Below are 12,771 nucleotides of genomic sequence, written 5' to 3'. Positions count from 1 at the left end.
CCAGGCCCCCGGCCCCCACGGCTTCACGCTTCTTCACGCGCATGCCGGTTGCGCCTGGACGCGCGCGCGCCAGGATGGGCCTCCCATGGTGGAAAGCCCGTTGCGCATCATCCTGTTCATCCTCCTCGTCAGCGTCGCGTCGGTCTACGTCCACGTCTACCTGTACCGGCGCCTCTTCCGCGACACGTCCACGAGCCGCGCCTGGCGCACCGCCGGCAAGGTGCTGCTGACGGCGCTGTGCCTGCCGCTGCTGTTGTCCTGGGTGGTGACGCGCATCGTGCCCTCCGCGTTCATCGTCGCCGTGTTCGCGTGGACGTGGATGGGCGTGGCCGTGTACCTGCTGCTCGCGCTGGCGCTGCTGGGCGGGGTGCGCTGGCTCGTGGCGCGCACGCGGGGCCACCGGGGCGTCGTCGCGCCGCTCGCCACGCCCGCGCCGGACCCCGCCGCGCCGCCGTCCCTGGCGGACCTGGCCGTCACCGTGCCGCCCCCGCCTCCCGCCGTGCCCCCGGTGGATGAAGACCGGCGCCGGTTCCTCGCGCGGGCCACCGCGGGCGGCGCGGTGCTCGCGGCCGGTGGCCTCACCGGCTACGGCATCTGGAGCGCGTTCCATCCGCCCGTGGTCAACGAGGTCGCGGTGCGGCTGCCCGGCCTGCCCAAGGCGCTGGACGGCTTCACCATCGTCCACATGAGCGACATCCACGTGGGCCCCATCATCCAGCGCCGCTTCATGGACGAGCTGGTGCGGCGGGCCAACGCGCTCAAGCCGGACATGGTCGCCATCACCGGCGACCTGGTGGACGGCACGGTGGACGACCTGCGCCACTCCGTCGCCGCGCTCCAGAACCTCCAGGCCAGAGCGGGCACGCACTTCATCACCGGCAACCACGAGTACTACTGGAACGCGAGCAAGTGGGCGGACGCGCTCACCGGCCTGGGCGTCACCGTGTTGCGCAACCGTCACGTGACCGTGGGCGACGCAGGCGGCGCGTTCGACGTGGTGGGCGTGGATGACTGGTCCATGCGCAACGGCCCCAGGGGCTACAACCTGGACGCCGCGCTCGCGGGCAGGAACCCCGACCGCGCCGCGGTGCTGCTCGCGCACCAGCCCTCCAACTGGGACGCCGCCGCGAAGGCGGGCATGGGACTGCAGCTGTCCGGTCACACCCACGGTGGACAGTTCTTCCCGTTCACCATCGCCGTCTCCACCATCTGGAAGCACGACGCCGGCCTCTTCCAGGAGGGCGACAGCTCCCTCTACGTCAGCCGTGGCACCGGCTTCTGGGGCCCGCCCCTGCGCGTCGCCGCGCCTTCGGAAATCGTTAAGGTGACGCTACTGGCAGTGTGAGGTGTAGATTTACCCGGAAATGGGCAAGGAACCAGCGAAGCGGGAAATCAAACAGGAGCGGGCCGCGCGAACGCGGGTCGAAATCCTGGAGGCCGCCATCACGTTGTTCGCCCGGCGGGGCTACCTGTCGACGACGATGTCGGACCTGGCGAAGGCCATCCGGATGACTCCGGGCGCGCTGTACTGGCACTTCCCCACCAAGGAGGACCTGCTGCTGGCGGCCATCGAGGAGCTGCACAACCGCTACCTGATGGAGTTCGCGCCGCTGCTCGCCGAGCGGCGCATCCTGTCCGGCCGGGAGCAGCTGGTGTTCGTCGTGTCGCGCACGTCGCAGTTCCTGCGCTACCACCGCGAATACGGCATCTTCTTCGGGATGCTGTCCGCGGAGTCCGCGGACTCCAACGACCGCGTGGCGGAGGCCCTGCGCGAGAAGATCTCCCTCTACGTGGCGGTGCTGGCGGGGATGATCCGCTACGGCCAGAAGCGGCAGGAGTTCCGCCAGGAGGTGGACCCGGTGCACATGGCCCACACGATGATGGGCGGCTACCTGGGCATCCTCCTGCACCACAACCTGTACCGCGCCACCGTGAACTACGACCCGCTGATGGCGTCGTTGGATCAGATCCTCTCCGGCGGCCTCCACGTGCGCGGCCCCCTGGGCTGATGCGCTGACCCCACCGGGCCGGGCGGCCCGGAACGAAAGACGCCCGGTCCCCCGCATGAGGGACCGGGCGTTTTCATTTCCAGCGGGAGGCTTCAGCGCCCCGCTCCCGGGTGAAGGGAGCGGGGTGCGGAGCCGGGACTACGGCAGCTGCTCGATGGGGCTCTGCGAGTTCTGCGGCTGACGCTCGGTGCGGGGCACGAAGTCCGACGCGTTGTTGTCGGAGTCGTGGCCGTTGCCCGCGAGCGCGTCCTCGCCGCCCGCGCCCATGGTCGCGGCGGTGGACGTCGCACGGGCCTTGCGCTCGAGGCTGCCACCCCTGCCCCCGGGCGTGGGGGCAGCGGCGCCCTCCACCACGGTGCGGCCGGTGCCGAAGCCCACGGTGTCCACCACGCCCGTGAGGACCGTGGGGTCCAGCGTCACCTCCGCCGTGCCCAGGCGGACGTTGCCTGTGTTGCCGGAGATGTCCGTGCCTCCCCACTTGTGGTCCGCGGGGACCGCCGCCGTGGAGTAGGTGTCGGCCGCGACCAGGTAGTAGCCGTGGGCCTTGATGGTCGCGGTGGGCAGCGTGGCCAGCACCGTGTAGTTCGTCGCCGTGCTGGCGGTGTTCCCCGTGCGGTAGAGCAGCTTCCAGCCGGTGAGGGTCACGTCCTTGTCCGTCGGGTTGTACAGCTCGATGTAGTCGTCCGCGTTCACGGTGAGGCCCTGGCCGGCGATCTCACTGATGACGACGTGGCCCTCCACCTCGGCCACGGTGACGGCCGCCTGCTTCGTCACGCCCTGATAGGACGCGGTGAATTGGCCGGTGCCCGTCTCCTGCGTGGCGGTGAAGACGACGGAAGCGGTCGTCTGGCCCTCCGGCACCGTCACCGTCGCGGCCGACAGCGAGCCCAGCTCCGAGGGCGAGAACGCCACGTCCACGGTCGCGCCGCCCGCCGGGGCCTTGCGGTCCAGCGTCACCACGAACGCCTGCGTCTTGCCCACCGTCACCGTCGCCACGCCCGGCGTGACGCTGGCGAGCTTCGCGGGCGGAGGCAGCACGGTCAGCGACGCCTGGCGCGTGATGCCGTTGAGCGAAGCGGACACCGAGCCCCCCCCCTCCCCTTCCGCGGCGGCGGTGAACGTCACCGTCGCCGACAGCTCGCCCGCGCCCACCGTCACCGACGTGGCGGACAGCGCGCCGAAAGGCGTGGCCGGAGCGGCCAGCGCCAGCAGCACCTGCACGGGCGTCGTCGGAGCGGACTCCAGCGTCACCGTGAACACCTGCGGCGCGCCCGCGTTCACCGTCGCGGTGGACGGGGTGAGCGACAAGAGCCGCGGCACGTCCGTGATGACGTTCACCGTGGCGCTCAGCGTGCCCAGCGTCACCGTGCCGGAGCCGGTGCTGGCCTCAGCCACCGTCAGGTCGAAGGTGGCCGTCAGCGCATCCGCCGTCACGGCCTGGACCGTGAGGGTGCCGAAGCCCGCGGGCGTCACCTCCGGAGCCAGCGTGGTGCCCGCCGGCACCGGCCGGTCGAACGTCACGGTGAAGCGCGCCGTGCCGCCCCGCGCCACGCCCACCGTCGCCGGGGTGAGGTCCGTGGCGTTGGCCGCCTCGTTCGTGCCCAGCACGCGCAGCGCGGCCTTCCGCGAGGACGTGCCCAGCGTCGCGGTGAGCTCCACCGCCTCCGCCTCCGCCCTGGCCTCCAGCGCCACCGTGGCGCTCGTCTGGCCGGCGGGAATCACCACCTGCCCACCCGAAGCGACCAGGGCCGCCGCGTTGCTGGAGGCGACGGTCACCGTGACGTCCACCGGGTAGGCGTTCGCCATCGTCACCGTGAGGGGCTGGGGAATCGCCTGGGTGCCGCCCACGCGCACGAAGCCGCCGGACGCGAAGGCCGTCAGCGCCGGCAGCGGCGGCAGGGGCATGGCCATGTCCGCCGCGCTCCGGGGCACCAGCTTGTGGTTGCTGAAGCCGAACGTCAGCACGCCGCGCAGCGCGGTGTACTCCGTGCCCAGCACCTGCGTGGGGTAGTTGAAGCCCTGGTCGCTCACCATCAGGCCCGCGGCCGCCGGGTCGCCGGCCTTGTTCTCGTCGACGATGAACTCGCGCTTGGGGTTCTCCAGGCGGGTGTTGAAGACGTTGCGGACCTCCACCAGCGCGCCCTCCAGCGCCCTCGCCCGCGGGCCGCCCGTGCGAATCGCCTCCGTGCGCACCACCACCGGCTCCGGCAGCGGGTTGCCGCTGCTGTGCTTCGTCACCGTGGCGTCAACCACCTCCAGCAGGCCGAAGTAGTTGATCAGCGTGCCCTCCACGCGGAGGTTGTCACCCACCGCCACCTCCGCCTTGGCGTTGTAGATGAAGAGGCCGGAGTCGTCCGCGCCCTTGCCCGCCGGGTAGTGCGCCACCTGCACCCAGTAGCCGCGGTCCGACTTGGCATCCAGCGCGGTCACCACCACGTCGTCCACCACCACCTGGGTGTTCACCAGGGAGTTGTTGCCGAAGGCCGGCGTCGTCTTCAGGTCGTAGACGGAGATGTTGCACGCGGCGCCGGCGGGGTTGGCCACCGGGCACGGGTCGCACGCGTCACCCACGCCGTCGCCGTCGGCGTCCTTCTGGTCGGGGTTCACCACGGTCAGGCAGTTGTCGCCGGGGGTGACCACGCCGTCGTAGTCAAGGTCGGACCGGTCCTCCGCCGAGCACGAGGTCGCGTCCGCCGGGCAGCCGTCACACGCGTCGCCCTTGCCGTCGCCGTCGGTGTCCTTCTGGTCCGCGTTGGTCAGGAACGGGCAGTTGTCGCGCCACGTGGGCACGCCGTCGTGGTCGTCGTCCTCGCCGCGCGGCATGGCGCAGATGCTGTCGCCCGCCTGGAGGGGGAAGGGGTCGCACGCGTCCCCCATGCCGTCGCCATCCGTGTCCAGCTGCCGCCCGTTGTCCATGGGACGCACGGCGTTGAAGATGGTGGGGCAGTTGTCGGTGGCGTCCGCGATGCCGTCCGCGTCCGCGTCCTCCGCGCTCGCCACGCCCGAATAGACGGTGGAGCCGTTGACGGCGGCGATGGGGAAGGCGGTGCCCACCGCGTTGCGCGCGGGCTCGCAGGAGGGCTCGTTGTCCGGCGTGCCGCACGCGAACAGCGGGTAGAGGCCCTTCGTGTCCGACGAGCCCTGGAACGCCGCCAGGCTCATCTTGATCTCCGACTGCACGCACGCGGCCTTCGTCGTGCCGCACACGTCCAGCGCGTCACAGGCGTCCGCGCCCTTGAGGCCGTCCACCAGCCCCTGGTCGCCGTAGAGCGGCTTGCCGCCGCGCATCGTCAGCACCACGTCCTGGGGCTCCGCGGCGATGACCGCGCGGTGCGGGGACGCCTGGTGGGTCCCCAGCCGGAAGATGGCCAGGTCCGCCACCTTCTTCGGGGCGATGCGGCCCACCTTCTCATGGACGTCCACCACGTCCGCCGCGTTGGCCGTCACCATCCGCCACAGCTCCTCGTCCGTGAAGGTCCTGGCGTAGCGGGTGGCGTTGAGGTGGTCCGCGCAGCGCAGCTCGCGCAGCAGGTTCATGGAGCCGGACTGGAGCCAATCCGTTCCCAGCGCGATGGACACGCCCAGCGTCTTGTACGCCGTCACCATCGCCGTGTCGCCATACAGCGACACGTTGGAGCGCGGCGACCACACGAGCGCGGTGCCATGCGCCGCCATCTGGGAGATCTCCGTCGCGGTCAGGCCCACGCCGTGGATGATGGCCGAGCGGGGGAACAGCACGTCGCCAGGGCCCGTGGACAGGCAGCGGAACTCGTTGAGCGCCGTGTCCGAGATGCCCTCCGCGATGTGCGGCAGGTACGCGGACGCGCGGGACGCGAACTTCGAGGACGACGGGAAGGAGGCGTAGCCGCAGCCCTCCGCGAGCGTGGTGCCGCCGCTGTCGCCCAGCGGGAAGGTGTCCGATTCGGCGTAGCCCTCCGCGAGCCCCTCCTGCTGCGAGGTGTTGGACACGTCCAGGTTGCGCAGGAAGCCGCCCTGCCCGCCCGCGCCCGCGATGGAGGTGGTGCCCGCCATCACCTGGCGCAGCTCCGACCAGCGGACCGCGTCCGTCTTGGAGTTGGCGGAGTTGCCCACCCGGGTGTGGTCGTTGGCGCCCGTGCGCCAGTCGTGGCGGTGCTCGTAGCGCTCCGTGCTGATGCGCGCCACGGGCGCGCCCGGGAAGGTGAGGTGGTCATGCGGGTTGATGAGGCCCGGGGAGATGACGCCCGTGGGGCACACCACCGCCGTCGCCTCCGCGGCGCCAGCCGCCTGCGAGCAGTCGCACGCGGCGCACTGGATGATGCCCTGGGCGTCCACCAGCACCTGGCCGCCCATCAGCGTTTCGCCGTCCTTGAGCACCACGCCGGTGAAGAGCTTCCCCGCCGTGCCCGGCTTCGTCACCGCGCAGGTGGCGCCATCCGGAAGCGGCGCGGGGGCCGCAGCCCAACACTGCGTCGTCCTGGAGGGCGAGACGGCACAGTCCGCCTCGCAGCCGTCGCCGCTGGTGGTGTTGCCGTCGTCACAGGCCTCGTTGACGTCCTTGATGCCGTCGCCACACTTGCCCGCGGGGCTGCCGTTGCACGTCGCCGCCGCGGTGGTGCAGTCCGCCTCGCAGCCGTCGCCGCCGGTGGTGTTGCCGTCGTCGCACTGCTCGGCGCCTTCCTTCTTTCCGTCTCCGCAGACCGCGCGAACCTCGGGTTCCTCCGAGCCACAGGCACTGCCCAACACTAGGACCGCGCCCAGGGCGGCCAGCCATAAACGGGAGCTGCGCATGAAGCCTCCTGCCCGAAGGCAGTGCCGTGAAGGAAGAGACGGTGTGGCGTGAAAGCCCCCCGTGCCTCGCACGCAGCGTGGGGCGGGGGTGCAACATTTCAGCGATACCTGACCCATGAAGTCCACTTCATGGGGCTCCAAAGGTCTACCGTAGGGCGGGAGGTGTGGTAGGAGCGCACCCAACGTGTGGGGGAGCAGGCGGATGACGCGTCCTGCCACGTTCTAGAGTGGGGGGGACATGATCACCCGGAATCCATCCAGCACCGTGTCGCGCTTCCTGGACGCGCACCTGCGCCGTGATGCGCAGGCGCGCGAGCTGTCGGTGGCGCGCTTCATGAGCATCCTGTCCGCCATCTGCGTGGTGGTGGCCGCGGCGCTGGGCCCCGCGATGGGCTGGGACCTGACGTTCGCGTTGATGGGGCTGTCGACGGTGCTGTCGGGCTACTACGCGTGCATGTGGTGGGTCCTGCGCTCCGGCGCGTTCCACCCGGCCATCCCGTGGCTCAACGTGTTCATTGAAGTGAGCATCCCGGCGGTGGTGCTCACCTTCGACCTGCGCTACCAGGGCCCCGTCTACGCGCTCACCGCGCCCACGCTGGTCATCTGGGGCACGCTGGTGACGCTGGCGGGCCTGCGCAGCAACCCGCGCCTGGGGCTGGCCGCGGGCGCGCTGGTGGCGGCGGAGTACCTGGCGCTCTACTTCGGCTTCGTGCGGCCGCTCCTACCGGACGAACCCCTGGTCACCCTGGCGCCGCTGTTCATCTGCGTGCGCGCGTTCTTCTTCGTGGCCACGGGGGCGCTGACGGCGACGCTGGCGCGGCACTTCCTGGAGCGCACGAAGAGCGCGCTCGCGGCGCTGCGCGAGCAGGAGGTCATGGGCAAGTACGTGCTGCACGAGCGGCTGGGCGCCGGCGGCATGGCGGAGGTGTACCGGGCCACGTACTCCCCGGAGGGCGGCTTCGAGAAGCAGGTGGCCCTGAAGCGCATCCTGCCGTCGTACGCGGACGACGCGGCCTTCGTGACGATGTTCCGGCGCGAGGCGGAGCTGTGCTCGTCGCTCTACCACCCCAACATCGTCCAGGTGTTCGACCTGGGCCGCCACGGCGGCACCTACTTCCTGGCGATGGAGTACGTGGACGGGATGCCCCTGAGCGCGCTGCTCAAGCCGCGCAGCCGCCGGCCGCTGCCCGTGTCCGCCGCGACGTTCCTGGCCGCGGAGCTGGCGTCCGCGCTGGACTACCTGCACCGTCGCACCAGCGCGGACGGCGTGCCGCTGCGCCTGGTCCACCGCGACCTGAACCCGCCCAACGTCCTGGTGTCGCGCATCGGCGAGGTGAAGCTGTCGGACTTCGGCATCGCGCGTGACGCGGTCCGCGCGAACCTCACGGTGGCCGGCAGCGTGCGCGGCAAGCTGGGCTACATGGCGCCGGAGCAGGCGCTGGGCCACGACATCGACGGGCGGGCGGACCTCTTCGCCCTGGGGCTCACGCTGCACGAGGCCCTCACCGGCCGGCGCGCGCTGAGCGGCCACTCGGAGGAGGTGCTGCTGCGCGCGGCGGTGGACCAGGAGGTCGTCCCGCCCTCGCAGCTCAACCCCGCGGTGCCGCTGGCGCTGGACCTCATCGTCATGCAGCTGCTCCAGAAGGACCCGCGGAAGCGCACGCCCAACGGCGCGGCGCTGCGTCAGCAGCTGCTGGCGCTGGACGGCCCCGCGGCCCCCTTCCCCCATGGACAGGCGGAGCTGGCGCGGGTGGTGCGCGAGACGAAGACGCTGGCGGAGCAGCTGACGCTGGAGACCGTGGAGACGGTGGCCATGGACAAGCCGTCCGTGGTGCGCTCGGCCTGACGCGGGACTCCAGCTGCGCGGGACGGAGGAGCGCGTTAGAACGCGGCGCGTTTCCCTCCGCCTGGAGCCCTCCGCCTTGGACATCGCCGTCATCACCTACACCGGACTGCCGCAGCTCCACCCGCTGGACGCGCCGCTGGTGCCCGCGCTGCGGGCGCTGGGTCTGGACGCACAACCGGTCATCTGGGACGACCCTTCCGTGGACTGGAGCCGCGTGCGCGCGGCGGTGGTGCGCAACGCCTGGGACAGCCACCTGCGCCGCGAGGAGTTCCTCGCCTGGGCGGACCGCGTGGGCAGCGTCACGCGGCTGTTCAACCCGGCGGACGTGCTCCGGTGGAACACGCACAAGGGCTATCTGAAGACGCTGGAGGCGCGCGGCCTGCCCCTGACGCCCACCGTCTGGGTGCCGCCCGGCGGGACGCTGGACGTGGCGGCGACGGCGCGCGAGCGCGGCTGGGACGCGGTGGTGCTCAAGCCCGCGGTGGCCGCGGGCGGACTCAAGGTCTTCATCGTCCGGCGCGAGCAGTGGGACGACGCGAGCGCGAAGGTGGCGGAGCTGGCGAAGGAGGGGGACGTGATGGTGCAGCCCTACCTGCGCGCCTTCGAGACGGAGGGCGAGCGCTCTTACATCTTCTTCAACGGCGTCTTCAGCCACGCGGTGCGCCGTCCGCCCACCCTGTCCACCGCGCCCCGGGGCTTCGCGGAGCCGCACGGCTTCACGCCGGACAACGCGGAGGAGCAGCAGGTGGCGCACGACGTGATGGAGGCGTCCGGGGGCGCGCGGCTGCTGTACGCGCGCGTGGACGTGGCCACGGACAACGCGGGGCGCACGCGCCTGCAGGAGGTGGAGGTGACGGAGCCGTGCCTCTTCCTGCCCATGGACGCGGGCGCGCCGGAGCGGATGGCGAAGGCGGTCGCCGCCCGGTTGTAGTCAGTGGACGGGGCGTTTCGCCCACTCGTGGACACCTGGGAGGCCATCAGGGCGACGCGGAGGCGGCGGATGGGGTTATGACGGGAGATATGCGAGCCCTGTTGCTCTCGCTGCTCATCCGGCAGCACATGGCACTCCAGGAGAAGTTCAACGCCAAGTACCCGCACGCGTGGCTGGTGTGGGAGGCGGGCGCGTGGAACGTCCCCGAGGAGCAGAACGTGGCGGCCACGCGGCTGCCCATGATGGACCTGCGCGACTGCCTGCCCGCGGGCGACGCGCTGTGCTTCGAGCTGATGGGGGTGGCGGACCGAGGCCCCCTCAAGCTGGGGCGCGCGTCGCACAACACCTTCGTCGTCAACGACGCCACGGTGTCGCGCGAGCAGTTCGCCCTGCACCCCACGCCGGAAGGCGGCTGGAAGGTGGAGCGGCTGGCGCAGTCCCGGCCGGTGACGGTGAACGGCGAGCCCCTGGAGGCCGAGCAGCACCGCCTCCTGCGCACGGGCGACGAGCTGAAGGTGGGCGACGTGCGCCTCACCTTCCACGACGCCCCGTCGTTCCACGCGCGCATCGGCCGCATCGCCGCGCAGGTGCTGGCGCAGGCCGCCACACCGCCCCCGCCGCGCTGAAGCAGCCACGCCGGCGCCGAGCACGCGCCGCATCCGCCACCGCATCGCGTGGCGCGGATGCCGGCGCACGCCTCCGCGCTGACGCCCGCCGCGGAAGCGCCGGAGCGGCGCCTACCGCCCCACGGTGCCAAGCGTCGTGTCCCGGGGATTCGGCGCCGTGGCCATCCACACGGCGCCGCCCGCGAGCAGCGCCACCGCGCCCGCCCCCGCCCAGACGTACCAGCGGCGCGTCCACGGCTTGGACGGGCTGACCTCCGTCGTCACGGACGCGTCCGGCACCTGCATGGCCAGGGCCTCCGAGGCCCCGTTCTTCTCCGGCGCGGCGGCGGGGCTCGCGGCGGCGAGCCTCGCCTCGTTGGCGCGGGCCTCCGCCAGCGCGGCCTGCTCCCGCGCCCGCTGCAGGTCGCGGTCCCGGGCGAAGCGCTCACGCTCCCGGCGCTGCTCCTCCTGGACGCGCGCCTTCGTGTCCATCTCCGCGACGAGCTCGCGCACCACGTCCGCGTTCGCCGGCTCCTCCTGCGACAGCGCCAGGTAGCGCCGGTAGAAGAAGGCCGCGCGCGACGGGTTGTTCAGCTGCCGGTGGCACTGCGCGATGTTGAAGAGGAACGCGGGCAGCGGCTTGAGGCGGTACGCCTCGCTGAAGGCCTTGAGCGCCCGGTCGAACTCGCCCAGGTCGTACGCCAGGTTGCCCTCGGAGAACTTCTCCCTCGCCTGCTCCTCCGCCGCGGCGGTGGCCGTCGCGTTCTCCGCCGCCGCCACCGCCGGGAACGGCGTCCCCAGCGCGAGCGCGAGCCCCAGGCTCAGCGCCTTGTGCTCACTGCGACGTGAACGGATCAATGACCGCATCCCTGCTTCCTCCCTTGCGGCCTGGCGCGCGCGCGGGGGCGCGGCGCGGCCCCGCGCTCGCCTTCACGAGCGGCACGGACAGCTCGGCGGCGGCGGCACCCTGCTTCAGCTCCACCGTCCGCTCCAGCGGAACGTAGCCCGTCAGTTCGACGCGCAACTGTGGCGGCACCGCCTGCCGGGTCAGCGCCTTCGTCAGCGGCGTGGTGCCCAGCTCCTCGCCCGTGTCCACGCGGACCACCTTCGCGCCCGGCGGCGACGAGTGCACCGTCAGCGTCACCGCGTCCATCGCGCCCGCAGCCGGCGGCTGCGGGGCGGCCGCCACCGCCACCGCCGGAGCCTGCTCCGCCTGGGAGGCGCGCATCGAGCGCAGCCCCGTCCACGTGGTGATGCCGGACACCAGCGCGAGCGCCGCCAGCCCCACGGACACCTGGAGCCGCCGGTCGCGCAGCATGCCCGGCACCTTCATGCGCAGGGTGGGCCGCTCCGCCTCCTCGACCAGCGCCTCCATGCGCGGCGCCCCGGCCGCGGAGGTGGGCATCAAGAGCAGCGCCGTGGTGACCTCCGCCAGCTGCTGCGGCCTTCCTTCCGGCTCCTTCGCCAGGCAGCGCATCACCAGCTCCGCCAGCTCCGGCGGCACGCGCTCGCCCGACGGCAGGTGCGAGGGCAGCGGCGGCGGCGGCTGGGTGATGATCTGCACCACCAGCTGCCCGAAGGCGGACGCCTGGAAGGGCGGGTGGCCGGAGAGCATCTCGTAGAGGATGTTGCCCACCGCGTAGATGTCCGCGCGCGCGTCCACCGGCAGCCCCGCGGCCTGCTCCGGCGCCATGTACGCCGGCGTGCCGATGATGGTGCCGTCCAGCGTGCCCGTGAGGCTCACGCCCGTCTGTGTGGTGATGAGCTTCGCGACGCCGAAGTCCAGCACCTTCACGAAGTCCTGCTGCCCGGAGCGCTGCGTGACGAAGAGGTTGTCCGGCTTGATGTCCCGGTGCACCACGCCCACCTGGTGGGCCGCGCCCAGCGCCGCGCACACCTGCACGCCCATGCGCTGCACGCGCTCGAGCGTCAGCCCCTCCTCCTTCAGGAGCGCCGCCAGGCTCTGCCCGCGCAAGAGCTCCATCACGCAGTAGACGTGCCCGTCGGGCGACTCGTCCACGAAGTCGAAGACCTCCACGATGTGCTCGTGGTTGATCTGATTGACGGTGCGCGCCTCCTGGAAGAAGCGCTGCACGAACGAGCTGTCCCGCGCGTGCTCCGGCTTGAGCACCTTGAGCGCCACCTGGCGTCCCAGCCGCACGTGCCGCGCCTGGAAGACGCGCCCCATGGAGCCTTCGCCTAGCAGCTTCTCCAGCTGGTAGTTCCCCAGCACCGTGCCCTCCTGGACCTCCTGTCCAGGGGGCGACATCACAGCCGGCATCCCGCCACTGTCGGTCACGGCATCACCCGAGTCAGACAGCACGGTGTGAGCGAGGAGATCGTCGGTGCCCATGGGGGGATCAGGTTTCCATGGCGGAGCGACCCTGCAACCCACGGGAGGGCATCTATCGCGCGAGAGACGGAAAAACTTTCGGCACGTGACGATTCACCCGCCGTGCGCCGCGTGGACAGGTGGCATGTGCGGCGACCGCGCACCTCTTGTCCACGGACATTGAAATACTTCTCCATACAGCCCACTCCCGTCCTGTTCCCCCGGCGGGGGATGGTCGCCGCTTGGATGCGGTTGGTCAACGTGCGCGGAGGTCGCCA

The 12,771-nt window shown here is 71.7% G+C and carries 8 protein-coding genes; 5 read left to right on the top strand and 3 right to left on the bottom strand.

From position 1 onward, the window contains the following. The first annotated feature begins 85 nt into the window (after positions 1-85). On the top strand, positions 86-1,345 hold the full coding sequence (locus tag NR792_RS31165) for a metallophosphoesterase (RefSeq protein WP_375756344.1): 1,260 nt from the start codon (positions 86-88) through the stop codon (positions 1,343-1,345). A gap of 19 nt (positions 1,346-1,364) precedes the next feature. Further along, complete coding sequence (locus NR792_RS31160) at positions 1,365-2,009, top strand: TetR/AcrR family transcriptional regulator (protein WP_375756343.1); 645 nt, start codon at positions 1,365-1,367, stop codon at positions 2,007-2,009. Between the two features lie 138 nt (positions 2,010-2,147). Here NR792_RS31160 and NR792_RS31155 read toward each other — a convergent pair whose 3' ends face one another. Next, entirely contained in the window at positions 2,148-6,779 is a 4,632-nt protein-coding gene (locus NR792_RS31155; RefSeq protein ID WP_375756342.1) for a lamin tail domain-containing protein, read from the bottom strand. Positions 6,780-7,017: 238 nt separating this feature from the next. On the opposite strand from NR792_RS31155, the gene NR792_RS31150 reads away from it, so the two are divergent. The 3 genes from NR792_RS31150 to NR792_RS31140 all read left to right on the top strand — a co-directional run bounded on the left by NR792_RS31150 (position 7,018) and on the right by NR792_RS31140 (position 10,182). Continuing rightward, positions 7,018-8,625, top strand: coding sequence for a serine/threonine-protein kinase (locus NR792_RS31150; protein ID WP_375756341.1), 1,608 nt, complete (start codon positions 7,018-7,020; stop codon positions 8,623-8,625). Between the two features lie 76 nt (positions 8,626-8,701). Beyond that, complete coding sequence (locus NR792_RS31145; protein WP_375756340.1) at positions 8,702-9,556, top strand: RimK family alpha-L-glutamate ligase; 855 nt, start codon at positions 8,702-8,704, stop codon at positions 9,554-9,556. A gap of 89 nt (positions 9,557-9,645) precedes the next feature. Then, the gene (locus NR792_RS31140) at positions 9,646-10,182 is read left to right on the top strand and encodes an FHA domain-containing protein (protein WP_375756339.1); all 537 of its coding nucleotides are present in this window, start codon (positions 9,646-9,648) and stop codon (positions 10,180-10,182) included. 111 nt (positions 10,183-10,293) lie between these two features. On the opposite strand, the gene NR792_RS31135 is transcribed toward NR792_RS31140, so the two are convergent. Both NR792_RS31135 and NR792_RS31130 read right to left on the bottom strand, forming a co-directional pair. Then, positions 10,294-11,028: a tetratricopeptide repeat protein gene (locus NR792_RS31135; protein WP_375756338.1), complete on the bottom strand. Its 735-nt coding sequence runs from the start codon at positions 11,026-11,028 to the stop codon at positions 10,294-10,296. Next, on the bottom strand, positions 10,997-12,514 hold the full coding sequence (locus NR792_RS31130) for a serine/threonine-protein kinase (protein ID WP_375756337.1): 1,518 nt from the start codon (positions 12,512-12,514) through the stop codon (positions 10,997-10,999). The genes NR792_RS31135 and NR792_RS31130 overlap by 32 nt, the downstream gene beginning before the upstream one ends. Positions 12,515-12,771 lie beyond the last annotated feature (257 nt).

Origin of the sequence: Corallococcus exercitus, from assembly GCF_042231735.1 — a bacterium.
GTDB classification, from domain to species: Bacteria; Myxococcota; Myxococcia; order Myxococcales; family Myxococcaceae; genus Corallococcus; species Corallococcus exercitus_B.
The sequence above is the reverse complement of the archived record's forward strand: the minus strand, read 5'-3'. Positions and strand labels throughout refer to the sequence as shown.

Coding starts and splice junctions, on each gene's coding strand:
- NR792_RS31165 (WP_375756344.1), top strand. CDS start 86: ATGGTGGAAAGCCCGTTGCGCATCATCCTGTTCATCCTCCTCGTCAGC.
- NR792_RS31160 (WP_375756343.1), top strand. CDS start 1,365: ATGGGCAAGGAACCAGCGAAGCGGGAAATCAAACAGGAGCGGGCCGCG.
- NR792_RS31155 (WP_375756342.1), bottom strand. CDS start 6,779: ATGCGCAGCTCCCGTTTATGGCTGGCCGCCCTGGGCGCGGTCCTAGTG.
- NR792_RS31150 (WP_375756341.1), top strand. CDS start 7,018: ATGATCACCCGGAATCCATCCAGCACCGTGTCGCGCTTCCTGGACGCG.
- NR792_RS31140 (WP_375756339.1), top strand. CDS start 9,646: ATGCGAGCCCTGTTGCTCTCGCTGCTCATCCGGCAGCACATGGCACTC.
- NR792_RS31135 (WP_375756338.1), bottom strand. CDS start 11,028: ATGCGGTCATTGATCCGTTCACGTCGCAGTGAGCACAAGGCGCTGAGC.
- NR792_RS31130 (WP_375756337.1), bottom strand. CDS start 12,514: ATGGGCACCGACGATCTCCTCGCTCACACCGTGCTGTCTGACTCGGGT.